Source organism: Gordonia sp. IEGM753, assembly GCF_050321825.1.
In the GTDB taxonomy this organism is placed as follows: domain Bacteria; phylum Pseudomonadota; class Gammaproteobacteria; order Pseudomonadales; family Pseudomonadaceae; genus Aquipseudomonas.
This window is the reverse complement of the sequence record NZ_JBNQGB010000001.1, coordinates 718,552-740,156: the sequence shown is the minus strand read 5'-3', so window position 1 is coordinate 740,156 and position 21,605 is coordinate 718,552. Positions and strand designations below refer to the sequence as shown.

19 protein-coding genes are annotated in these 21,605 nt (G+C 56.9%); 8 read left to right on the top strand and 11 right to left on the bottom strand.

The window, feature by feature from the left end:
- Window positions 1–7: 7 nt before the first annotated feature.
- On the bottom strand, window positions 8–844 hold the full coding sequence (locus tag ACQR3R_RS03380; protein ID WP_428270590.1) for a HalD/BesD family halogenase: 837 nt from the start codon (window positions 842–844) through the stop codon (window positions 8–10).
- Between the two features lie 108 nt (window positions 845–952).
- Here ACQR3R_RS03380 and ACQR3R_RS03375 point away from each other — a divergent pair, with 108 nt between their 5' ends.
- The 4 genes from ACQR3R_RS03375 (at window position 953) to ACQR3R_RS03360 (ending at window position 6,654) form a co-directional block, all read left to right on the top strand.
- Window positions 953–1,864, top strand: a complete 912-nt coding sequence (locus tag ACQR3R_RS03375) for a LysR substrate-binding domain-containing protein (RefSeq protein ID WP_428270589.1) — start codon at window positions 953–955, stop codon at window positions 1,862–1,864.
- A 173-nt stretch (window positions 1,865–2,037) separates the two neighbouring features.
- Window positions 2,038–3,501, top strand: a complete 1,464-nt coding sequence (locus ACQR3R_RS03370) for a DUF1214 domain-containing protein (protein WP_428270588.1) — start codon at window positions 2,038–2,040, stop codon at window positions 3,499–3,501.
- 23 nt (window positions 3,502–3,524) lie between these two features.
- Window positions 3,525–5,015, top strand: a complete 1,491-nt coding sequence (locus ACQR3R_RS03365) for a DUF1214 domain-containing protein (protein WP_428270587.1) — start codon at window positions 3,525–3,527, stop codon at window positions 5,013–5,015.
- Between the two features lie 106 nt (window positions 5,016–5,121).
- On the top strand, window positions 5,122–6,654 hold the full coding sequence (locus ACQR3R_RS03360) for a DUF1214 domain-containing protein (protein ID WP_428270586.1): 1,533 nt from the start codon (window positions 5,122–5,124) through the stop codon (window positions 6,652–6,654).
- A gap of 227 nt (window positions 6,655–6,881) precedes the next feature.
- Here ACQR3R_RS03360 and ACQR3R_RS03355 read toward each other — a convergent pair whose 3' ends face one another.
- The gene (locus tag ACQR3R_RS03355; protein WP_428270585.1) at window positions 6,882–7,208 is read right to left on the bottom strand and encodes a hypothetical protein; all 327 of its coding nucleotides are present in this window, start codon (window positions 7,206–7,208) and stop codon (window positions 6,882–6,884) included.
- Window positions 7,209–7,316: 108 nt separating this feature from the next.
- Between ACQR3R_RS03355 and ACQR3R_RS03350 the strand changes: the two genes are divergently transcribed.
- Together ACQR3R_RS03350 and ACQR3R_RS03345 are read left to right on the top strand one after the other, a co-directional pair.
- On the top strand, window positions 7,317–8,150 hold the full coding sequence (locus tag ACQR3R_RS03350) for an MmyB family transcriptional regulator (protein ID WP_428270584.1): 834 nt from the start codon (window positions 7,317–7,319) through the stop codon (window positions 8,148–8,150).
- Between the two features lie 84 nt (window positions 8,151–8,234).
- Window positions 8,235–9,341 carry an FAD-dependent oxidoreductase gene (locus tag ACQR3R_RS03345; RefSeq protein ID WP_428270583.1) on the top strand — a complete coding sequence of 369 codons (1,107 nt, stop codon included), beginning with the start codon at window positions 8,235–8,237 and terminating at the stop codon, window positions 9,339–9,341.
- Window positions 9,342–9,452: 111 nt separating this feature from the next.
- On the opposite strand, the gene ACQR3R_RS03340 is transcribed toward ACQR3R_RS03345, so the two are convergent.
- The 3 genes from ACQR3R_RS03340 to ACQR3R_RS03330 all read right to left on the bottom strand — a co-directional run bounded on the left by ACQR3R_RS03340 (window position 9,453) and on the right by ACQR3R_RS03330 (window position 12,386).
- Window positions 9,453–10,589 (bottom strand): nickel/cobalt efflux transporter, encoded by a 1,137-nt coding sequence (locus tag ACQR3R_RS03340; protein WP_428270582.1) that lies wholly within the window; start codon window positions 10,587–10,589, stop codon window positions 9,453–9,455.
- 7 nt (window positions 10,590–10,596) lie between these two features.
- Window positions 10,597–10,890 carry a metal-sensing transcriptional repressor gene (locus tag ACQR3R_RS03335; RefSeq protein WP_428270581.1) on the bottom strand — a complete coding sequence of 98 codons (294 nt, stop codon included), beginning with the start codon at window positions 10,888–10,890 and terminating at the stop codon, window positions 10,597–10,599.
- Between the two features lie 260 nt (window positions 10,891–11,150).
- Window positions 11,151–12,386, bottom strand: a complete 1,236-nt coding sequence (locus tag ACQR3R_RS03330; protein WP_428270580.1) for an OprD family outer membrane porin — start codon at window positions 12,384–12,386, stop codon at window positions 11,151–11,153.
- Window positions 12,387–12,612: 226 nt separating this feature from the next.
- Between ACQR3R_RS03330 and ACQR3R_RS03325 the strand changes: the two genes are divergently transcribed.
- Complete coding sequence (locus ACQR3R_RS03325; RefSeq protein ID WP_428270579.1) at window positions 12,613–13,437, top strand: IclR family transcriptional regulator domain-containing protein; 825 nt, start codon at window positions 12,613–12,615, stop codon at window positions 13,435–13,437.
- Window positions 13,438–13,444: 7 nt separating this feature from the next.
- Here the strand turns inward: ACQR3R_RS03325 and ACQR3R_RS03320 are convergent, their stop codons facing one another.
- The 3 genes from ACQR3R_RS03320 to ACQR3R_RS03310 all read right to left on the bottom strand — a co-directional run bounded on the left by ACQR3R_RS03320 (window position 13,445) and on the right by ACQR3R_RS03310 (window position 17,499).
- On the bottom strand, window positions 13,445–15,610 hold the full coding sequence (locus ACQR3R_RS03320; RefSeq protein WP_428270578.1) for a methyl-accepting chemotaxis protein: 2,166 nt from the start codon (window positions 15,608–15,610) through the stop codon (window positions 13,445–13,447).
- 230 nt (window positions 15,611–15,840) lie between these two features.
- Window positions 15,841–17,010, bottom strand: coding sequence for a sugar transporter (locus ACQR3R_RS03315; RefSeq protein WP_428270577.1), 1,170 nt, complete (start codon window positions 17,008–17,010; stop codon window positions 15,841–15,843).
- A gap of 108 nt (window positions 17,011–17,118) precedes the next feature.
- Complete coding sequence (locus tag ACQR3R_RS03310) at window positions 17,119–17,499, bottom strand: acyl-CoA dehydrogenase family protein (RefSeq protein ID WP_428270576.1); 381 nt, start codon at window positions 17,497–17,499, stop codon at window positions 17,119–17,121.
- On the opposite strand from ACQR3R_RS03310, the gene ACQR3R_RS03305 reads away from it, so the two are divergent.
- The gene (locus tag ACQR3R_RS03305; protein WP_428270575.1) at window positions 17,498–18,367 is read left to right on the top strand and encodes a sulfatase-like hydrolase/transferase; all 870 of its coding nucleotides are present in this window, start codon (window positions 17,498–17,500) and stop codon (window positions 18,365–18,367) included. The two genes, ACQR3R_RS03310 and ACQR3R_RS03305, sit on opposite strands and share 2 nt — an antisense overlap.
- A 145-nt stretch (window positions 18,368–18,512) precedes the next feature.
- On the opposite strand, the gene ACQR3R_RS03300 is transcribed toward ACQR3R_RS03305, so the two are convergent.
- The 3 genes from ACQR3R_RS03300 to ACQR3R_RS03290 all read right to left on the bottom strand — a co-directional run bounded on the left by ACQR3R_RS03300 (window position 18,513) and on the right by ACQR3R_RS03290 (window position 21,541).
- Window positions 18,513–19,154, bottom strand: coding sequence for a LysE family transporter (locus ACQR3R_RS03300; protein WP_428270574.1), 642 nt, complete (start codon window positions 19,152–19,154; stop codon window positions 18,513–18,515).
- Between the two features lie 69 nt (window positions 19,155–19,223).
- The gene (gene iaaH, locus ACQR3R_RS03295) at window positions 19,224–20,738 is read right to left on the bottom strand and encodes an indoleacetamide hydrolase (protein ID WP_428270573.1); all 1,515 of its coding nucleotides are present in this window, start codon (window positions 20,736–20,738) and stop codon (window positions 19,224–19,226) included.
- Window positions 20,739–20,839: 101 nt separating this feature from the next.
- Window positions 20,840–21,541, bottom strand: a complete 702-nt coding sequence (locus ACQR3R_RS03290; protein WP_428270572.1) for a LuxR C-terminal-related transcriptional regulator — start codon at window positions 21,539–21,541, stop codon at window positions 20,840–20,842.
- Between the last annotated feature and the right edge of the window lie 64 nt (window positions 21,542–21,605).

Below are 21,605 nucleotides of genomic sequence, written 5' to 3'. Positions count from 1 at the left end.
GCGAAACTTAAACCGGATCTACAGAGGTACGCCCGTAGAACAATTGGCGGGCATAGGCACTGAATTCGACGTTGGGCTGGTCCACGTAGGCGAACACCGCGTTGAGCCTCAGCCGGTCCCCTTCCACCGGTGTCACCCGGTGCAATGAATAGCGACCGCGGAACAATGTCAGGGTCCCGGGCACTTGAGGCAACACCTCAATCTTCTGTGTTGTCGGGTCATCGAGGAACTGCCTGACCGCGTCATAACAATCGTCGTTTTCCTTGCGCAGCATACGCACGTACTCAAAATCCCCACCGGCGCTCGCGGCCTGGAGGGACAGCGTGACGCTGAAATCGGAACGGTCAAAATGCCAGCCCAATTCCTGCCCTGCGGTAAAGCCCTGCAAATTAAGGGCGGCCAACGGATCGGCATGGCGATACAGCGTGTCCAGATCCAGAACATCCTTGATGAAAGCCAGGACCTCATCCGACCCATAGATCTGCCGGATCACATGCTCGGCCGGAATATCGGCATAGGCGACGGTGTCTTTTGCGGTGTTCATCAACCGTCGCAGCGGATGCTCCAGATCAACCGTTTCATCTTGAGGTTTGAAGTAAACCGTGTGGCTTTCCCGAAAATGAAACATGCGCGGATGCAGGGCGAGCGTCTGATCGGCCATGTCGATCACCGAGGGATCACGAACAAAACCCGGGAAGATCGCGACGCCCTCTTCACCTAGCAGCGATTGGCTTTGAGCGACCAGTTTCAGGTAAGCGGGATCGGCGCGGTCAGTAATGGGGTAACGCTCTAGGTCGATGATATCGCCCAGGTTTTTTGCAGGTGTGAAAGGCAGGGTAGTCATTTTTGTTAGTCTCCAGTGGCTCTGCTGGATTCAGATTGCATCGGCACAAAAAACAAGTCACGCTCATAATTTTACGCAATTTTGTGAATTATTTTCAGGTCGCCCGCCATGAGACTTACGCTGGATCACCTTGTGATGTTGAAAACCCTGTCGGAGGTGGACTCGGTAACAGCCGTTGCCGAGCGTCTATGGCTGACGCCCTCGGCAGTCAGTCACCGGCTCCGCGAAGCAGAGCGGCGGCTGGGTGTCAGCCTGACGGAAAGATCAGGAGGAAAGCTAAGGCTCAGCCCTGCTGGCGCGCGCCTGGAACGAGCCGCCATAGACATCATTTCGATACTCAATGAAGCCGAGTCCGAGGCCAGGTCCATGGCCGGTGGCGTCACCGCGTTTGTCCGCATGGGCGTCACCTCCTACGGACCGTTTCGCTGGATTCCAAAATTCATCAAGCACTACTCAAGCCTGCGGCCAGACATCGAAATCACTCTGGTGACCGTGCCCCGCAACGACGTGTACGCGAGCCTGATGCAAGGACGACTCGACGTGTCCATCATCGATGACGGCATGGTGCCTAGCGGCGTTGCCAAAATGCCGCTCTTTCGGGACGACTTGATTGCGATCATGGCAACCGATCACCCCCTTGCCGGAAGGAAAAACATCTACGCGCAAGATTTCAAGACTTACAACCTGGTGACGTATTCGACCGACCGCGCCAGTGGCTGGGAATATGACCGTTTCTTTGCCCCCGCCAGCATTTTGCCGCGCCGCATGATCACGGTGGAGCTGATCGAAGCCATCGTCGAGCTGGTGCGCTCAGGCTACGGAATCAGCATCTTGCAACGCGACTTGGTGGCCCCCAGCCTCGAGCGCGGGGAGCTTGCGTGGGCGGCCCTGAATGACGGTCTGGATATCGCCTGGAACGCCATCATTCGCCCCTCGGAACGGGAAGACAGCGAGGTCAACAAGATGGTTATGGAGCTTGATAGCTGGATCAAAAATGAAGGGAAACCTGAGCGCGGATAAATGGTTGTTCGCGAGTGAAATGGATTTTTTGATTCGATTATTGCCCTTTGTGAGAGGCAGTAATCGGCCAATAGCGGTCACTCAAAGAGAGCCCAATCATTTACTCGGCGAAGATGAGCTATCTTTCAGCGACTCACCTTTATCAGGTGACCGCCATCAAGTAAGGATGCTTTATGAAACGACTGCCCCGTCGCCACACCCTTTTTGCACTGACGTTCATCACCACACTCACCGCTGCATCCTTGCTGGCCACTCAGAGCTACGCCGCCGAAGTTACCATCGCCGGGCCTGTCGCGGGCACCAAGGTAACTGAGCCTTACGTGCGGATGATGGCGCGCGAGGCGTATTTCTGGGGTTGGCCGATGGCCAATATATTCAACCGCCGCCAGGCCTTCAAGGACCTCCCTGAACCCGGTTTGATGGGCGGCATCGTGCCGGTCGCACCACTGAATCAGCTGTCGATGTTGAGTGATTACATCGACCCGGCCGAGCGTCTGGTGGCCTGCCCGAACCAGGACGTGGTGTACGGCGCCGGCAGCATTGCACTGGACCTTGAGCCGGTGGTGCTGCAAGTGCCGGATTTTGGCAGCCGCTTCTGGGTCTATCAGGTGGTCGACCTGCGCTCCGACAGTTTTGCCGAACTCGGCAAGATGTATGGCACCAAGCCCGGCTTCTACTTGCTGGTCGGCCCGGACTGGAATGGCAAAGTACCGGCCGGCATCACCCAGGTATTCCGTGCACGCACCAACACCGGTTTTGTCATTCCCCGGGTGTTCCAGGACGACACCGCCGAAGATCGCAAAGCGGTGCAACCGGCATTGGCCGGGATCGATATGTATCCGCTGTCCAAGTACGACGGCAAGGTCAAACAGCGCGACTGGGCAAAACAGCCAAAATTCCCGTCTCAGGAACAAGGCAGTGCCGAAACCAAATGGGTGGTGCCGGAGAAGTTCTTCGACGAGTTGCCTGCCCTGCTCAAGGACGCCAAACCGTTGCCGGGTGAAGAGGCCCGTTACGCGCAGATGGCTGCCCTGAGCGCCATCGCCAGGGCTGATCCACAACTCAAGGCGGCGATGATCGACGAGGCGAAAAAAGCCGACAGCGACGTCATCGACCCGCTGTTGCAGTTCCGCAACTACGGTCTTCAATTACCCCATCACTGGAGCACTGTAAGCAACGGGGCGGCGTTCGGTACCGATTATTTCAGTCGTACCGCAGTGGCGCGCTCGAACATCTTCGTCAACCAGCAGAAAGAGACCAAGTACTTCTACCAGGACCTGGACCAGTCCGGCACGCGCCTCAATGGCAAGCAGGGTTACAGCGTCACCTTCGCCAAGGGTGAACTGCCACCGGTCAAAGGCTTCTGGTCGCTGACGCTCTACAACGAACAACACTTCTTCGCCCCGAACGATCTGAAGCGTTACTCCATCGGCACCAAGAACAAATCCCTGCAAGCGAACGCTGACGGCTCGCTGACGATTTATGTGCAAAGCGAATCACCCGGCAAAGACAAAGAAAGCAATTGGTTACCTGCTCCAAAAGGCGCCGACTTCTCGCTTTATATCCGTGCCTACTGGCCAGAACTGGCCGCGCTCAATGGCCAGTGGACCCCGCCTCCAGTCGTGAAAGCCAACTAATTGATTTGAACAGGACGTCAATCATGAACACAACATGTAAAGCCCTGACCGCGTTGACTTTGGGTATTGCGATCAGCGCCAGTGCCCACGCCGCCACGCACTACGAACAACTTGCCGATTTGCCCTTCGCGGGGGGGTATCCAACGCTGGAAGGCGTGGCTCAACTGAAGAATGAATTGCTGTTCCAGCGCGCTGTGCAGTCTTACATCTGGGCACTGCCCGCGCTAAACATGTACGGAATGAAGGAAGGTTCGGAGAAGACCTTCGGTGCAGGCTACAACGTACTGCCAATCTGGAAAGACCGACTCAATGCCAGGACTCAGGTCACCACGCCCAACTCCGATGTGATCTATGCCATGGGTTATCTGGACCTGAAACAGGACGGGCCGATGGTGATCGAGGTGCCACCGGGCTTGCAGGGCATTCTCGATGACTTCTTCCAGCGCCCCATCTGCTCCGAAGGACAGATTGAAGGTCGCCAGTGGTGTGGCGACGTCGGCCTCCCGGGGCCGGACAAAGGTAAGGGCGGCAAGTATCTGGTGCTTCCGCCGGACTACAAGGGCGACGTACCGCCTGGTTACCTGACCTACCGTTCGCGTACCTATGGGGTATTTGTGTTCTGGCGCGGTTTCTTCAAAGACCCGAAACAACTCGACGTACCGGTCAACGTCATGGAGCAGACACGCATCTACCCGCTGGGCAAACAAGCCTCGGCCAAAGCGATGGAATTCCCCAACGCCTCGAAGACCCCGGCCAACATGCTGTACCCCACCGACGGCAGTGCCTTCGACATGCTCTCGCGGTTTATCGATCATGAGTACGTCGACCCGCAAGACATGGAAATGCGCGGCATGCTCGCGGCGCTGGGGATCATCAAGGGGCAGCCGTTCAAGCCGGATGCGGCAACCCGCGACTTGCTCGACAAGGCAGCGAAAACCGCCAGCAAGATCGGCCACGCGATTGCCTACACCCCACAAACAATAGTGCCGGATGGCACCTGGTACCCGGACCGCAAGTGGCTGAACGTTTTCCCCGGCAATGCCACATTCACGGCTGACACCTTCAACTTCATCGATCCACGGACCGGCTTCTTCACCAATGCCTACTCGGCCAGCCCGGGCATGGCGGTGAATATGGAGAATGTCGGGGCCAAGTACCCGGCCACCTTCGTCGACGCCAAGGGCGAGTTCCTCTCGGGCGGCGGCGCCTACACCCTTAACCTGCCGAAAGACATTCCAGCAGCTTTGTTCTGGTCGGTCACTGCCTATGACTCGATCACCGCATCGGGTCTGGACAACGGCCAACCGTTCCCGTCGCTGAACACCATGGACAAACCACTGGTCAATGCCGATGGCTCGATCGACGTTCACTTTGGTCCGGACTCACCGGGTGCGGGCAAGAACTGGATTCGAACTCTGCCCGGCAAAGGTTTTTTCGTAATTCTGCGCTTGTACGGCCCGACTAAAGCGTTCTTTGACAAGGGGTGGAAACCTGGCGATTTGCAGAAACAGTAACGAGAGACATGGCGTGGCGAGTCGTCATCCACTCAAAAACGGATCGGGCCAACGACAGGGGCCTCTCCCTCTTCGGTCGAATCCTCGCATTCGAACGTGGAAGAATATGTTCTCGATTGAGAAAAAGGACTTCGCAATGAAAAAAAATCGGATGTTACTTGTGTTGGCGCTCAGCGTTACTTCGGGATATGCCTGGTCCACCCCCCCGACAATGAAAATGAATTCCCACATTCCGGCCGAGATCACAACTCCCGATCGGGTAGATACCGGTATCGGAACCCTGGAGTTCTTCGATGGTTACCCCAGCGACGCGACGATCAAACTGGTTTACGACAATCTGGATCGGCAGCGTGCAATCGAAATTTTTCTGGACACCATACCGGCAGCCTCGTTGGTGGCCATGCGTAAAGGCTTGCGTGAAGTCGGAGCTGTCCAGGGAACGGTTGGAATATGGGAAGAGCTTCTCGACTCAAAATCCTTGCTGCTGACCGGCAACACTGAAAGTGTTTATGCATTCAGCTGGATCGATTTGAGCAAGGGCCCAGTCGTGGTCGAGAGCCCGCCGAATGTTTTAGGCGTTCTCGATGACTTCTGGTTTCGTTATGTCGCCGACCTGGGTAACGCGGGACCTGACAAAGGCAAAGGGGGCCGTTTTCTGATTCTCCCGCCGGGGTACACAGGTGAAGTGCCAGAGGGCTACTTTGTGGCGAAATCCACGACCTTCAACAACTGGCTGGTATGGCGCGGTTTTCCAGTTGATGGCGACCCTAAGCCCGCTGTAGCGAACATTAAACAACATGCCCGCATCTACCCGCTGTCGGAGGCAGGGAGCGCGCACTCCGCTAAATTTGTTGACCTCTCGGGACGGGAGTTCAATACGATCCACGCCAATGACGCAAGCTTCTTCAACGAGCTGAACGAGATCATTCAGGACGAACCGCCTGAATCATTCGACCCTGAGATATTAGGAATGGCCGCTTCCATCGGCCTGGAAAAGGGCAAGCCCTTCAATCCCGATGAGCGGATGCAACGGCTGTTGCGCGAGGCGGCGGCAATAGGCAATGCCACGGCCAGGGCAATCGCGTTCGCGCCACGCGACAAGCAGGCACCGCTCTACCCGGGCAGCCAGTGGAAAACCCCGTTTTTGGGCGGCAGCTATCAATGGCTCAATAACGGCCACCGGAATCTCGACGCGCGAACTGGCTTTTTCTACGCAGCAACGGTCAACACTCCGGCCATGGTGATTGCAATGCCTGGCGTGGGTTCGCAATACGCTGCCACGATGCGCGACAGCCAAGGTCGTTGGCTCGATGGAGGCAAGAACTACCGCATGACAGTCCCGGCCAATCCGCCGGCAAAAGACTTCTGGTCGGTCGTCGTTTACGACCCACAAACGCGCTCATTGCTGCAAACCGATCAGCGCTTTCCAAGCCTCAGCAGCCAAAGCAAGATTTTGCAGAAAAATGACGATGGCTCGATCGATCTTTACTTCGGCCCCAAACCGCCGTCAGGCAAAGAGAGCAACTGGGTTCAGACCGTTCCAGAGAAGGGCTGGTTTCCGATTTACCGGCTGTACGGACCGCTCAAACCCTGGTTTGAAAAGACCTGGCGTTTGCAGGACATAGAACGCCTCGACTGATCTTATCGCTCTTGGTACCAGGTAATTGCCTTCACAGGCAATTGCCGTCGTCTGTACGAATGACGGCTATGGGTCGATTGCCGCCGCTCACGATTAGCAGCAATTTGCCGATTTCTGCCTGTCACGAAGGGCGGCAACCGGCCAATAGCGGTCATTTCAGTCCTGAAACTCGTGCGTCTTAGGTAGGTATGAAATGCCTTAATGAACGGATGAACAGTCGCCACTTTCTATAAGGAAAGTTTATGCGTACGCGACTCGGTAATTCCCTTGACCACGATATACAGGAGTGGGCCTATGGAAACGAAAATGAGCGTAAGCAACAGGTACGGCAATACACCTGGCAACGAATCGCCTCTCGACTTGGTGTCGTTAATCATCCATAGGCAAGCGAGCGCTGCCATCACATAGAGATCGATGACGACTTGCGCGGTGTCAGGCCGGGACATCAACTCCAATCCAAAGGCAAAAAGCGACTGCTCTGCCATCAGCAACGTCCAGCCGGTATAGAGTGAAAAAATCAATAGCACGGGCAGTGCAACGTAGGCGCCTTTCATGTCCTTCTCCTGGATGGGTAGCGTCAGCACAATAGTGATAATGTTGCTCGCCTCACAATGACCTGACAGGTCATAGACACTCTTCACATGGACAGTCAGAGTTGAAACATGGGCCACCACTTCTTTCATCCTACGTATTCAGTAGCCAGTACTGCCGCAGGCGAGCATCTACGACGACTCCGTCAGCAAGCGGGACTCAGCCAGCTGGATCTTTCCCTGTTGACAGGCATATCTCAACGTCACCTGAGCTGCGTCGAGACAGGTCGCGCCAAGGCCAGCCCTGGCACACTGCATGCGCTATTAATTAGCCTCGACGTGCCTCTCGAGCATTGCAACGCAGTATTCACTGCGGCTGGCTATGCACCGCGCTACGTCGCATCTGCGCTGGACGCACCGGCGTTGGAAGCTGTCCACGTCGCAATCGAACACATATTGCAAGCCAACAATCCTGCGCCAGCCATTGTCATCAATAGCAAATGGGACATCACCGCAGCCAACGCCAGCGCTGGGTTGTTATTCGAAATGGCCGGCGTTTCAGTGTCTGGCGAGTCAGGTCTCAACCTGCTGGATACTCTGTTACGTCCGGGCGGTTTGGGTGATTGCCTGGTAAATGCGCAAGAGATACGGGCTATTGCTTGGCAACGCGCCGCAAGGGAAGCGACCAGCAATCCCGATTTGGCCCACCTCCTGCGTGACCTTGCAGGGCCGAAAGAAATACCGTTGGACGTACCTCCGTCCCCCCTGATACTGACTCAAGTGCGCACCGACAACGGGGAGCTTCGCTTTCTATCGACCTTTACAACCTTCGGAATGCCGCTCGATATCACCGTCGCGTCATTGCGTATCGAACATCTTGTCCCCGCGGATGCTCATACCTGGCAAACAATGAAAGCAGCATATGATCAGTGGTCGGCGGTTAGAGCCAAGACTCCGCATACCTAGTCTCACCGACGCCAGGTGAGTGCGCAGGGAAGTCGATGGCCAGCGGCTGCTTGAGGTTTATCGTGCCATCGCCAAGTCAACAAAATGGAGGTTGATATGAAAAATGGAACAGGCAAGCGAGTCGTTGTCATTGGCGCAGGCATCGTCGGCGCATCCTTGGCGTATCACCTGGCTCGCAAAGGTGCCGATGTCACCCTGGTCGAAGCTGGAGATATCGCGTCCGGCGTGACAGGACGCTCTTTCGCATGGATCAACAGCTCCCACAACGGGCCCGACGCCATCGCACAGTTGCGAGGTGCAGCCATCGAAGAGTACCGCCGGCTCCAGACTGAACTGCCCGGTTTGGATGTACGTTGGACGGGCTCCCTGTCTTACAGTGCGAGCTCAGGAGAGATGTCGCAAGCCACAGACCAACAGCCTGCGGCTAATCTGGTATCGCGCACGCGGATTCTCGGCCTGGAACCGAACCTCAAGAATCCCCCTCAGCATGCCTTGTATGAAGCCCAGGAAGGTGCGCTTGACGCCGTTCAAGCAACCCACGCCCTAGTCGCAGGGGCCCGGGCTCACGGGGCGAGGGTTTTCACACAGACCAGCGTATCCAGCTTCATGACCCGCAATGCAAAGGTGACCGGAGTTGAAACCGTCATCGGCAACATAGAGGCCGACATTGTCGTGCTGGCAGCAGGGACTGGCATCAAGCTGCTGACAGAGACACTCAATGCATCCCTTCCAATAGAAGCCTCTCCAGCCATATTTATTCGCTACAAGACACAACCTGACCTGGTGAACACCATCATCTCCAGCCCGGAAATGGAAGTGAGGCAAAGCTCGGATGGTTCGTTGCTGGCGGCGGAAGACTATTTGGGAGACGCCCTTGAAAACCAGCCGCAAGCAATCGCGCTTCGAACCGCCGGGGCCATCCAGAGGGAACTCTACGGGGTCAATTCCATCGAGCCTGAATGGGCGTGTGTCGGACTAAGGCCAATACCTGCCGATGGCATCCCCATTATCGGCTATCTACCCCATATCGGCGGTGTGTACGTTTGCGCGATGCATCCGGGTGTCACGCTGGCGGCGATAGTCGGTCGGCTGGCCAGCGAAGAGATCATCGACGATAAGACATCTCCAGACCTTGGCGCATGCCGACCCGCACGATTTTTCCAACACGCTCGACCATCAGCCGGACTTTGATTGCGCCCTTTACAGCCGACTCTCGCAATCTGTCACCGACTGCGATGAGTCGGCTGCAACCCTTTGCGGCAGGCAGCTATCGGCCAACAGCTGCCTTTCGCTGCAAAAGCCTTACGAGTTCAAACCGATCCAACCGTGGAATCCCACATAAAGGCCGACACCGATAATCAACACGCTGGACAGGTATGGCGCGCGACGAGCCACGGTGCCCAGCCACGGCCAGCGATTAGAAGCCTGTTTTGCACCAATGGCCGCCGCAACCCCCACCGCCACCAAGGTGAGCGCCAAGCCGATGCTGAAGCACAGAACGAGCATGCCCCCCAGCGCCACTTCTTTAACCTGAAGGCATAGCAGTAGGACGGTAATGGCGGCCGGGCACGGAATCAGACCGCCAGTCAGGCCGAAGATAACGATTTGGCCCGTGGTGACCTCGCGGTTGGTGAAGCGTTTACGGATATCGTTGGCATGGGCTCGCTCGTGCGCATCCTGATAACCGTCAATCGACAACTCCAGACCTTCCATTTCTGAATGCGCATGCCCGTGGCCATGTTCCTGGTACTCCAGATCGTAATCATGAGAGTGGCCCGCATGCCCGAGACTCAAGCGAGCACTGAACTCATGAGGTTCCGGGATATCGACTGTCGACGCCAAGAATCCTTCGCGCTCAACGAAAGAGAACGATTGAGTGCTGCCGTCTGGGCGAATCGTCATCAGGCGAACATCTGAGGCTGCCCAGGCGTGTCCAGTTAATGTCTTCAGGCGCCAATGTGGCGGCATGCCTTCTTCAAAGATCGACAGCTCGACGCGTCCGTGGCCGGTATCAATTCGGTGGGTTTCATCATGATGGCCATGGTCATGCCCGCCATGGTGGTGGTCATCACCTTGCTCGAATTTGAACATCTGCTCACCGCGCCAGGTACGCCAAAGCATCCAAAGCGCAATCACGATGATCAGTGCAGAGGACGCAAGCTGGAAGTATGGCTCGGTGGTTTGAGCGTCCAGACCTTTGCCCAGGTACATTCCGCCGATGGCGACCAACCACACCACCGCAGTGTGCGACAGCGTCGCGGCCAGTCCCAACAAAACAGCCTGTTTGACCGAGCCACGGACGGCCACGATGAACGCCGCCATCATGGTTTTTGAATGGCCCGGTTCCAGGCCATGCAAAGCACCGAGCACAATAGCACTCGGAAAATACAGCCAGGCGTGAGCCCCGCCTTGTTGCAGCAGTTCAGCGAAGTTGGGCATGTCGGACCTAGAGGTATTTGGTGATTTGCTTGAACGCTTCGAGCGGGGCGCGCTCGCCATTGTTCAACGCCGAAACGGTGTCCTCCAGGCAGTGATCGATGTGGTCCTGGATGAGTGTGCGCTTCGCTTGGCACACCGCTTTTTCAACCGCATGCAGCTGCTGGGCGATGTCCACGCACTCACGCCCCTCTTCGATCATGGTGATGATTCCACGTAAATGACCGTCTGCCCGCTTGAGGCGTTTGATGATCGCCTCATGGCTTTGGTGGACGTGTGGGTGGGTGTGTTCGTGCTCACTCATAATTTGAGTCTTCGCGATTACTTAATTACGCGAATACTATCCCCCCCAGGAGGATACTGGCAATTAAGAAATGGTCTGGGCAGGGGAATGGTTTGGGTGGTCAATTTCTGGCTACTGCGACAGGCAGCAACGGGTCGATTGCAGCCCTTCCCGACAGGCAGAAATCAGCCAACTGCCGACCCTCGCATCAAACCCACGCCCACCCAGCGCAGATACACGTCAATGATCTCAACTATTTGCTTGGGCGCTCACTTCCACACTTACAGCGGAATCGTGTAAGCGAACACCAGTCGATTTTCATCAAGGTCGCCGATGGACGCATTGGTGCGAACCATCGCGTTGCGCCAGCGCAGGTTGAGATTTTTCAGCGGACCCGACTGGATGGTGTAATTGATATCAATGTCTCGCTCCCATTCACGACCTGCGGAATCACCCGCGACTTTAAAATTGTCGCCAGCCACATACCGGGTAAAAAACACCAGGCCCGGCACGCCATAAGCTGCGAAGTCCAGGTCGTAACGTGCCTGCCACGAGCGTTCATCGGCTCGGGCGAAGTCGAGGATCTGAATGGTGTTGGCAATGTAAGCGTCAGATTGGTAGAGGTAGGGAAAGGCATCGCCAGCACTGTTCTGGTAACCGAATTTGATGCTATGCCCTTGCTTTGCTGCACCCACCAGCAGCGAAGTCATGCGGTTGTGCAGCCTGCCAGCGTTCGCTTGCCCTTCGTCCTTTGAATCAAAATAAACTGCGTTGGCGCTGAGTTTGATGTCATCCAGTTGAATGCTTTGAACCCAGTTCACAGCGTTCTGCCGGTAGATGTTTTCGAGTGTGCCCTGCCATACCGAGGCCACGGCCGTTGGCATGACTTGATACTGCGCACCCAGGTAATCAAAGCGGCTCGATGTACCCGAGTAGCCGAACACCTGGAAATCTTCGTGATCGGTCGAGCCGAAGTTGGTCACCGAACCAAAGCGTCCACCTTGCAGGGTCAAACCCTCAATGTCCTGTGAGCTGAGCATGGCGCCACTGAAGGTCTGCGGCAGCAGGCGTATATCGCTGGCTAACAACACCGGAATCTTCGGCGTCAGGCCATTGCCGGCCTTGATTTCGGTCTTGGCTATTTTCGCCTTCAGCGCCACACCGGCCTTCGCGAAACTCGTGGGGCCGACATCGCCATAGCGGTTGGGGAACATCCAGCTCCCGGCGTTTGCGTCGGAGGAATCAAGGCGCAAACCCAACGCCCCGTAGACATCCGCGCCGAACCCGATCGTGCCATCCGTGTAGCCCGACTGCATGTTGAGAATAAAACCCTGGCCCCACTCTTCACGCTTGGATTGGGTTGCGCCCTGCTCCCGAAAGTCTCGATTGAAATAGAGGTTACGTGCCAGGATGCTGCCCTTGGCGTCATCCAAAAAGTCCGCATGCGCTGCTTGCGCAGGCAACGCCAACGCGATGGCCAATGCCAATGGAGCACGGCGTGATGGTCGTACATTCATGAATGGGAAGCCCTTAAGTTATTATTGTTGTCAGGAGGTGGAAAAGGCTTCAAACAGGACCGCCACCCCGCACCCGGCCTTGCGTAAAACCCTAGGGCCGGACACGGACGATCCTCGAGACAGCCCTTTTTCAAGCTACTTCCCGATCACAAAATAAGAAATTATGTTTCATTGAGCGATACAAAATGTAGAATCGTCGAAACCCGACATTCATCAGGGACAACGAATGAAAGACAAAAACATCGACGAGCCGGCCACCGGCGCAACCGGACCTGCATTGCTTGAGTCAGTGGAGATGGCCTTCCGTTTGCTGGACGAACTGACCGCGGCCCGACGACCTCTCGGGGTGACAGAACTGGCCTTGCTGCTGAGCGCCGCCAAGCCTCGAACCTATCGGCACCTGGCTTCCATGCGTCAACTCGGTATCGTCGAGCAAGACCCTAATACCGAGAAATACCGCCTCGGCGCCAAGCTGGTTTCCTATGGCGATGCGGCCAGCGAACAGTTCGATTTGCGGGCGCTGGTCGACCCGTACCTCACACGCATTCGTGATGCCACGGGCCAAACCTCATTATTGGCCGTTGCCACTCATGATTCGGCACTGGTGGTTTCGTGCGTGGAATCAAAAGCCAACGTGTGCATCTCGGTGAAACCTGGCAACCGCGTGTTGCCGTACGGTTCCGCGCAGGGGCGAACAGTTCTAGCCTTCAGTGATCAAGCCAGCCAACAGCGAGTGATGCGCCGCAAAATGCCGCGTATTACCGACACCACGGTGTGCACCCCGGAAGAATTGGCTGTGCGTCTCGAATTGATTCGCCAGCGCCTGTACGACGACGCCGACGGCGAACTGACACCGGGCATCAACGCCCTCTGCTGCCCGCTGTTTCGAGAGAACGACATCGTCGTCGGGACCATCGGCATTGTCGGCCCCAGTTCAGCCATCCCGTCACCGCCGCCGATGGCCATGCTCAAAGAGATCCAGGCCGCGGCAGCGGAGATCAGCGAACGGTTGAATGCCATGACCTATAGCAAAGGTTTCGGTCACCGATGACACCGGTTCAAGCAGCGGCGACGCGTTCGGTGCTGCTGCTTACCTCAAACTGACCGACCAGTTTTTGCAGCTTGTTGGCATTGAGCCGTACGGTTTCGGCGCTGCTCTGCAACACCACCACCGTTTGGCGCATTTCTGTTGAGGATTGGTCGACCTGCTTGATTGTCTTGCCATAGTCGAGGCTGCGATTATTGAGTTGCTGAATGATCGCAAACATACTTTCAACCGCTTGATGCAACTGCACGTTCTCCGAGGACGCATCTTCAGCCAGGCGCAAGCTGTTATCGACGTTCTCGACGCCCTCCTCCATGAAGTTCACGGCTTTTTGCGTTTCGTTCTGCAGGCCTTCGACCATCAGCCGAATGTCATCTGCCGCGCGTGATGTACGGGTGGCGAGGCTGCGTACCTCGTCGGCCACCACCGCAAAGCCTCGCCCGTGTTCACCCGCACGCGCCGCTTCAATTGCGGCATTGAGCGCCAGCAGGTTGGTTTGATTGGTGATGTCGCTGATCAGGCCGGTGATTTTGCCGATCTCGGTCATCCGGCTGTCGAGCAATTGCACACTGGAAGAAGACCGCTCAACCACGTCCCGAATGGATTGCGTGCCTTGCTGCACCGCCAGAAATTGCTCGCGGGCACGGGTGACGACCTCATCCATCGCTTGCTTCATTTGTTCGGCGCTGGCCGAGGCTTGCTGGATTTCACCCAATTGATCTTCCACGATAATCATCATCCGGTGCACGGCTTCGGCAACTTCGACGCACGTGACGCCGGCTTCCTGGCTGCGGCCCAACATCATCTGATTGGTGGTGCCGACGTTGTGACTGGCCTTCACCACTTGCCCGACCACCGAGTCCAGACGGTCGATAAAACTGTTGATCCAGCGCCCCATGTCACCCGTCTCGTCATTGGCCATGCGCGTGGTATCCAGACGCTGACGCAGATTACCCTCGCCCTCGGCAATGGTCATGATCACACCGGTCATCTCGTTCAGTCTGGTCGCAAGACGCTTGGGCCCCAGCAGGCTAAACAGGACGGCGGCGCAGACCATGCTCAAAACTTCGACGCTATCGATCAGGCTCTGTGACAGGCCGCTGTAATGCTGAACCAGGAAGTTGCAGGCAAAAAGCCCGGTCATGGTCGCGAGATAAGGCTTCATCAAGCCATAGCTCAGCGAGCGCCGACGATAGACCTCTTCCAGATCGGCCTCGCACATCATGCCCCAGCGATCCGGCGAGCCTGGCAACTGGAACGTCACGCCTTTGCCGACCACGGGAATGTGCCGGTAGTCCGAGTAGCCAGGGTACGTCACGAACAGGTTGGAGCCGGTGCGGATGGTTTCGCGCACGCCCGGGTGCAGTTGTTGGGTCGCCGGGTCGGTAAACCGCAGTTCCAGTTCGGTATGTTGCTTGATCTGCACTGTGCTCCAAGGCGTGTGCACGCCACTTCTCAGGTTTTCACCGTGGGTGAAGGTGCCGTCCTCGAAGCGGGAACGTGACAACGCGGTTCCCGGCGCAATCGCCGGATCAAAACGTGATTGCGCCATAAACAGGTAGTTATCGCCCGACTCGGCAAAAATGTGCCCGGCCTCACGTTGAATGAGATCGCCCAGCACATCATTCGGCACGCGGCCGCAAAGGCAACCGATGACTTTGCCATTGGCTTTCATCGGTTGGTAGAACATCAACGTGACGGCATCGTGAAAACGCGAGGACGACGGTCCAATTTGCAACGTCAGCGGGTCGCTGTAAGGACCGTGCAGAAACGGCGCCTTCAATCCTTGCGCCAATGCGCTGATGTTTTCGAGCCGGGTTTTACCGCTGCCCTTCCAGGTCGAGGCGATGACGCTGCCGCCCGCATCAACCACAAACAGTTCCGAAAAATCTTCAGCCTGCTTGAGCTTGGCCATCAGTGAAGTTGTGTCGAGAGCGGCAAGATCGCCCGCCAGGTGTTCCGCCAGTTCAGCTAAATGTTCCCACTGCTCGCGCGTCCAGTTATGCAGCAATTGCACCCGGGTTTGCGCAATGGCTTCGAAGGTTTTCTCGATCACCGGGTAAGCCGACTGATTGAGCCGGCAGGACCAACCCATCGCCATTTTCCCGGTTTTGCCAAACCAGGGTAACCAGTGTTTTTCGCTGGATGACAACCGCATGGATTTGCTTGAAAGCGACATTCACTTCTCCAACCGCGACATTCAGATGAGAAGTGAATAGCAAATACCAGGCCAATTCGTAAGCAGGCTAAGTAGTGCCGATTTCCAAGGGATATTTAGCAGAACACGCAGGCTTTTCTGTTACCTAGAAGGAAGGAGCGAGCGATGGCTAAATGCCATGCATCAATTCAGCGCGCCCCTGCCAGAGCGCGCCAAAAGAGGGCTGTTTTTGAAGGCAAACTCCCGATTGGTTATGCACGAAGTCGATAAACAGACGCGCAATAAAACGCCAACGCCGTTGCCGACAGCAAGCCACCGACCAGCCCGATATAGGCGAACCCGAACTGACTGCCGACCCAACTCCCCAAGAGCGCCCCGCCGCCGATACCAATGTTGTAGATGCCCGAAAACAGCGCCATGGCGACATCGGTAGCGTCCGGAGCCAACACGAGGACTTTTGACTGCAACGCCAAGCCGAAACCCATGATTGCCATGCCCCAGAACAGGCTCAGCGCCCCCAGATACGAGACCGCGCCACTCAACGGCAACAGCAATAGCAGGCACAACGTGAGTACTACCACGGCCACGATCAAAAAGCGTTGCGGGCTGTACCGATGCAGCCAGCTGAAGAGCAACGAACCGAATATTCCAGCGCCGCCGAACAACAGCAAGATAAGGGTTACCGCATCGCCACTCATGCCTGCCACTACCTGAACGAAGGGCTCGATGTAGCTGTAAGCCGTGAATTGAGCCGTCACCACCATGGCCGTCAGCACATAGATCGCCACCAACGCAGGCCGTTTGAACAACACGGGAAGGCTTCTCAGCGAACCGGAGTTCTGGCTCGGCAACAACGGCAAGCTCTTGGCCAGCCAGAGCACTAGCGCAGCGGCCATCACCGCGATCATGGCAAATGTGGTGCGCCAACCCATCGCCTCGCCCAACAACCGGCCAAGCGGAATACCCAGCACCATCGCCAGCGAAGTACCGGTCGCCAGCAAGCCCAAGGCCTGAACCTGCTTGCCCGGCGGCGCCAGCCGCACTGCCAGCGAGGCGGTGATCGACCAGAACAGCGCATGCGACAGCGCCACGCCGATGCGGCTGAACAGCAACACACCAAAACTGGTGGCCAGGCTCGTCAGGACATGACTGATGATGAACATGCCGAACAGCACGATCAGCAACTTGCGCCGCTCCACGTTACGCGTCAGCAACATGATGGGCAGCGAGGTCAACGACACGATCCAGGCATAGATGGTCAGCATCAGGCCGACCTGAGCCGTCGACATGTCGAAGCTGCTGCCGATGGAACTCAACAAACCGACGGGCACAAACTCGGTGGTATTAAACACAAACGCGGCCAACGCCAATGCTATGACCGGTTGCCAGTTACCGTTGGATGAAGCTGCGGGCGTGGTCATTTGAGGGGCGTAGTTCTGTATTGAGGGGAGACCGAGAGAGTATATAGAGCCGGGCCTCCACCGCAAAACACCAACACTGCTCCAGCCCCTCTAGCTGGCCCGCACTATTCACGCCACCTGCAACAGCTGTGCATACGCCTGCAAGTGGTGGTCATCATCACCAAACTGGCGCGACACCATCAGCAGATGCTTGGCGTGATGGGACAGGATGTATTCCCACGTCAGGCCAATTCCGCCGTGCAGTTGAATGCCCTGGTCAGCAACGAAGCGACTGGCGCGACTGACGATAAACTTGGCTGCCGCCAACACCCGGCTGCGCTCATCACTGTCGACCTGATCGCACACACACGCCGCCAGCAACGTCATGGAGGTGGCCTGATCCAGTTCGATGCGCATGTCCACCATACGGTGTTGCAACACCTGGAACTTGCCAATCGGCTGGCCAAATTGCTGACGCGTTTTCAGGTAGTCGAGCGTCAACGCCCGCATGCACCTGTTCACCCACGTGCGCGATTCGATAAAGGGCCAGAGCGGCATGCCCGGCAACGAGTATGCAGACGGCATGCTCGAGCACGACGGCGACGTCGGCAAACTGTTGAACACACTTGATCAGCTGAAAATCGCCGACAACACCATCGTCGTGTACACCACCGATAACGGCCCGAATCAGTTCTCCTGGCCCGACGCCGCCACCACGCCGTTCCGCAACGAGAAAAACTCCAACTGGGAAGGCGCCTACCGCGTACCGGCGATCATTCGCTGGCCGGGCAAGATCAAGGCTGGCGAAGTTTCCAACGAGATGTTCTCGGGTATGGACTGGTTCCCCACGCTGCTCGCCGCTGCGGGTGATGCCGGGGTAAAGGACAAGCTGCTGAAAGGCTGGGCACCGACGTCCGGCGGCACCAACTTCAAAGTGCATCTGGATGGCTATAACCAATTACCCTATCTGACGGGTCAACAGCCTAAAGGTGAGCGTCGGGAGTTTTACTACTTCAACGACGACGGTGTGCTGGTGTCGATGCGATTCGACAATTGGAAAGTGGTCTTCGCCGAGCAACGCGAACCCGGTGGCTTCACGGTCTGGAGCAGCCCGTTCGTGCCGTTACGCGTGCCTAAACTGTTCAACTTGCGGATGGACCCGTATGAACGAGCAGACGTCGTTTCCGACCAGTATTACGACTGGCTCACCAAAAACTCATACCTGCTGGCAATGGGCGTGGGCAAGGCCGCAAGGTTCCTGCAAACCTTCATCGACTACCCACCCAGCCAAAAACCAGCCAGCTTCAGCATTGATCAGATCCGTGCGGCGGTAGACGCGAAAATCGAAGAGAAGAGCAGAGCCCAGGCCAAACCGTAAGACATGGCCGCCGTCTAAATTTAGACGGCGGCTGCAGTCTGTGGTCATCAAACGATCAGCTGGAGGTGTTGAGCGTCAACACCTTCGGCTGAGTCATTTCCTCATAAGCAAAGCGCACACTTCACAAACATTTGCTGCCGGTGGCCTATGCCGCCTGTCGACGCATAGTCAGGATGGCCGCGCCAAAGCAGATGAATGTCGACCCCACCACACGGCTGACCCACCGCGACAACTCGGGACGGGCCAACACGCCTTTGGCCCGGCAGGCAATCGCAGCATAGAGACTGAGGGACACCACGGACAACGCCATGAAGATCGACGTCAGGATCAGAAACTGCGGCAGCAATGTCTCGTTCTGATCAATGAACTGCGGGAACAACGCTGTGAAAAACATCGTCGCCTTCGGATTGGTCACCGCGGTCAGAAAGGCTGATTTGTACAGTTTGAAACGAGTGGGCCTGCTGTTCTGCAAGTCACCCTGAATACCGTCCGCCAGCATCGGTCCTTTCTTGAACAGCTGCTTGAATCCCAGGTAAAACAGATAACCGGCACCGAGGATTTTCACCGCATTGAACAGCCATTCGGAGCTGGCAAGCAACGCTCCCAACCCGAGCATGGCGGCGGCCGACAAGCAGAACAAGCCACTCGCATTACCGAGAGATGACCACACGGCGCTGCGCTGTCCGTAAGCCAGGCTGTTGTTGATCGCCATCAAGGTCGCAGGTCCTGGGCTGGCGATGGCAATAGCGCCGACCAGGGTGTAAGTCAAAACCGAGTGGAGTTCCATTTCTCATTCTCGCGAAGGTAAGGCGCTGCATGTTACAGGAGCGCAATCGCGGTGTGGACTTCTGCGCCGCTAACCCAATACACAATCAGGCGGCGCTTCACGACCGAACACGTTTTGCAGCGCCAGCGCGATGGCCAATAGCCGATCATCACTGTTGGGCAGTCCGTCGATTTCCAGGCCGACAGGCAAGAGCGGGCTGCCGGCGAGCCCTATGGGCAGGCTGATTCCGGGGAGTCCGGCATTGCTGCCAGGATCTGTATTACGAGTCATGCGTGCGAACGCGGTCAGGCTGGACGCTTCTGGTGAACTAGGGACGGCGAGATCTGGAATGGTGGGAAAAATCAGCGCGTGCAGATTGTGCTTCTCCATCAGGGCGCGGTAGTCGTTAATCATTGTCGGCCGCCCTGTCTCGATCGCCCAGCGGTAAGCCTCGGCCAGGTCTTCCAAGCCCCCGTCCGCGACCGGAAATTTCCTTGGCATGATGAAGTGATCGAAAATCTGTTTGACGTCTGGGCTGGAGATCTCTGCTACCAAGGCGCAAAGCGTTATGCCTGCGTCACTGCGCTCCAGGTATTCTTCCAGCGCATCAAATGCCTCATAGAGAACAATAGGCATGCTGATTTTCGCATTAAGCGCACGTATGTCAGGAAGTGATACAGAGACCATCACCACGCCGGCCCTCTCCAGACGAGACAGCGCCGCTTTGGCCTGGGACGCCACCTCTGGAGACAGTTCTTCCCAAAACTCTTTGACCACGCCCAGGCGAATGTCCTGAAGCGCGGGTACTGCTGCTGGTGCGAGGCCGGTGATGATCTGATCGAGCAGAATCACGTCCTCCACGGAGCGTGCCATCGGCCCCGGCGTATCGCGCGTGGTTGATATCGGGACTACGCCGTCTGTGCTGTAACGGCCTACGGAGGGCCGAAATCCAACGCAGCCGTTATGTGCACAGGGTAGACGCATCGAGCCGCCCGTGTCCGTGCCCAGTGCTGCCGGCACCAGCCTTGCCCCTACTGCGCTGGCGCTTCCGGAGGATGAACCGCCCGCGATGTAATCGGGGTGGTACGCGTTGCGCACGCCCACGACGCCGGGCACATGGCAGGCCGTGTTGTAACCAGACACCCCGTACGCCAACTCATGCATGTTGGTCTTGCCAATGATAATTGCGCCAGCAGCTTCGAGCCGATCGACGATTGCTGCAGTGCGGGCCGGGTGAAAATCCTTGAGTGCGGGCGTGCCGGCGGTAGTCGCGAAGCCCTTGACCTGGATATTGTCCTTGATAGCAATGGGTACGCCGCCTAACGGCAGGTCGGCTTCACCTGCGGCGATTCGCCGGTCATAGGCGTCAGCTTTGGCAAGTGCGCTTTCGGCGTCGAAAGAAATGAACGCGTTCAGGTGCGCGTGGGTGTCGATCTGTCTTAGACAGGCCTCGACCAGTTGGCGGCTTGTTAACGTTTTAGAACGTAACAGCGCAGCGGCGGCGGTAACCGTCAGTTCAGGCAAAGCATCGTGTGATGGCGCAACAAAACTCGCGGCGGTATTCGCCGAAGCCAAGGCACCTTTGATCGATTTTGAGTCTTGCATGGCCTGTCTCATGAGTTCAGCGGCGAAAGTGCCGGGTGAACTAACTTAACGAGCTCGTGGAGCAGTGACTCTCCTCAAAAATGAGGAGGTGCTGCGATCAATCAAAAATGACGGGACAGTTGCGTACGGTTAGCGCAATCGAGTTTATCCATGGCACTATTAAGGTGGGTACGAACGGTGGTGAAGGCGATACCCAACTGGCGTGCGACCTCTTTGTCGCTCGCCCCCTTGGCGACCAGTCTGGCGACGTCGGACTCGCGTTTGGAAAGCTTCGGGTGGCACGCGGAACAACCCGCGAATGATTTCACGAAGTACGGGGTCAATTCATTGAGAATGAATTCTTCCCGCTCGGCGAAAGCTGCATCGCCGGGCCCGCGCCATATCCGAAAATCACCCACGTCTCGACCCTGATCGAAGAAGTAGACGTTGATCCCATGGTGCATCCCCATAGGCTGCAAGAAATCGATATAGAACTCGCTTTGCACAAGATGATTGCGCTGCACGACGCGGTCGACATTGGTCGCCAGCGCTATAGAGCGCAATACGGGCGTTATCAAGTCGACTTCATGGAAGTAGCCGTCGTATGCATCCAGCCACTGATCGTCGATATTGACCGAACAACGGAGCGTTGAGCGATTTGCGCCTTCGTCCCAGACGAAGGAAGCCCCGTGCTCGGCGCCAACTAACTGCGTGACTAGCGGCAGTACCGCCGCCCTGGCCTCTGGCTTACCGCGACATTCACTCAGTCGCCAGACAATCTCTGCAATGCAATCGACTTCCACGCGGCTCAGCGTTGTAGCCATAAAACGTCGCCTCTTCCCTGTTTTTTTTATTCTGAAGCTCGAAGCACTAATCACGCCAGCTTGA

Coding starts and splice junctions, on each gene's coding strand:
- ACQR3R_RS03365 (WP_428270587.1), top strand. CDS start 3,525: ATGAACACAACATGTAAAGCCCTGACCGCGTTGACTTTGGGTATTGCG.
- ACQR3R_RS03290 (WP_428270572.1), bottom strand. CDS start 21,541: ATGGCTACAACGCTGAGCCGCGTGGAAGTCGATTGCATTGCAGAGATT.
- ACQR3R_RS03350 (WP_428270584.1), top strand. CDS start 7,317: ATGGGCCACCACTTCTTTCATCCTACGTATTCAGTAGCCAGTACTGCC.
- ACQR3R_RS03380 (WP_428270590.1), bottom strand. CDS start 844: ATGACTACCCTGCCTTTCACACCTGCAAAAAACCTGGGCGATATCATC.
- ACQR3R_RS03340 (WP_428270582.1), bottom strand. CDS start 10,589: ATGCCCAACTTCGCTGAACTGCTGCAACAAGGCGGGGCTCACGCCTGG.
- iaaH (WP_428270573.1), bottom strand. CDS start 20,738: ATGCAAGACTCAAAATCGATCAAAGGTGCCTTGGCTTCGGCGAATACC.
- ACQR3R_RS03330 (WP_428270580.1), bottom strand. CDS start 12,386: ATGAATGTACGACCATCACGCCGTGCTCCATTGGCATTGGCCATCGCG.
- ACQR3R_RS03300 (WP_428270574.1), bottom strand. CDS start 19,154: ATGGAACTCCACTCGGTTTTGACTTACACCCTGGTCGGCGCTATTGCC.
- ACQR3R_RS03325 (WP_428270579.1), top strand. CDS start 12,613: ATGAAAGACAAAAACATCGACGAGCCGGCCACCGGCGCAACCGGACCT.
- ACQR3R_RS03375 (WP_428270589.1), top strand. CDS start 953: ATGAGACTTACGCTGGATCACCTTGTGATGTTGAAAACCCTGTCGGAG.
- ACQR3R_RS03315 (WP_428270577.1), bottom strand. CDS start 17,010: ATGACCACGCCCGCAGCTTCATCCAACGGTAACTGGCAACCGGTCATA.
- ACQR3R_RS03305 (WP_428270575.1), top strand. CDS start 17,498: ATGCACCTGTTCACCCACGTGCGCGATTCGATAAAGGGCCAGAGCGGC.
- ACQR3R_RS03345 (WP_428270583.1), top strand. CDS start 8,235: ATGGAGGTTGATATGAAAAATGGAACAGGCAAGCGAGTCGTTGTCATT.
- ACQR3R_RS03355 (WP_428270585.1), bottom strand. CDS start 7,208: ATGAAAGGCGCCTACGTTGCACTGCCCGTGCTATTGATTTTTTCACTC.
- ACQR3R_RS03320 (WP_428270578.1), bottom strand. CDS start 15,610: ATGTCGCTTTCAAGCAAATCCATGCGGTTGTCATCCAGCGAAAAACAC.
- ACQR3R_RS03310 (WP_428270576.1), bottom strand. CDS start 17,499: ATGCGGGCGTTGACGCTCGACTACCTGAAAACGCGTCAGCAATTTGGC.
- ACQR3R_RS03335 (WP_428270581.1), bottom strand. CDS start 10,890: ATGAGTGAGCACGAACACACCCACCCACACGTCCACCAAAGCCATGAG.
- ACQR3R_RS03360 (WP_428270586.1), top strand. CDS start 5,122: ATGTTCTCGATTGAGAAAAAGGACTTCGCAATGAAAAAAAATCGGATG.
- ACQR3R_RS03370 (WP_428270588.1), top strand. CDS start 2,038: ATGAAACGACTGCCCCGTCGCCACACCCTTTTTGCACTGACGTTCATC.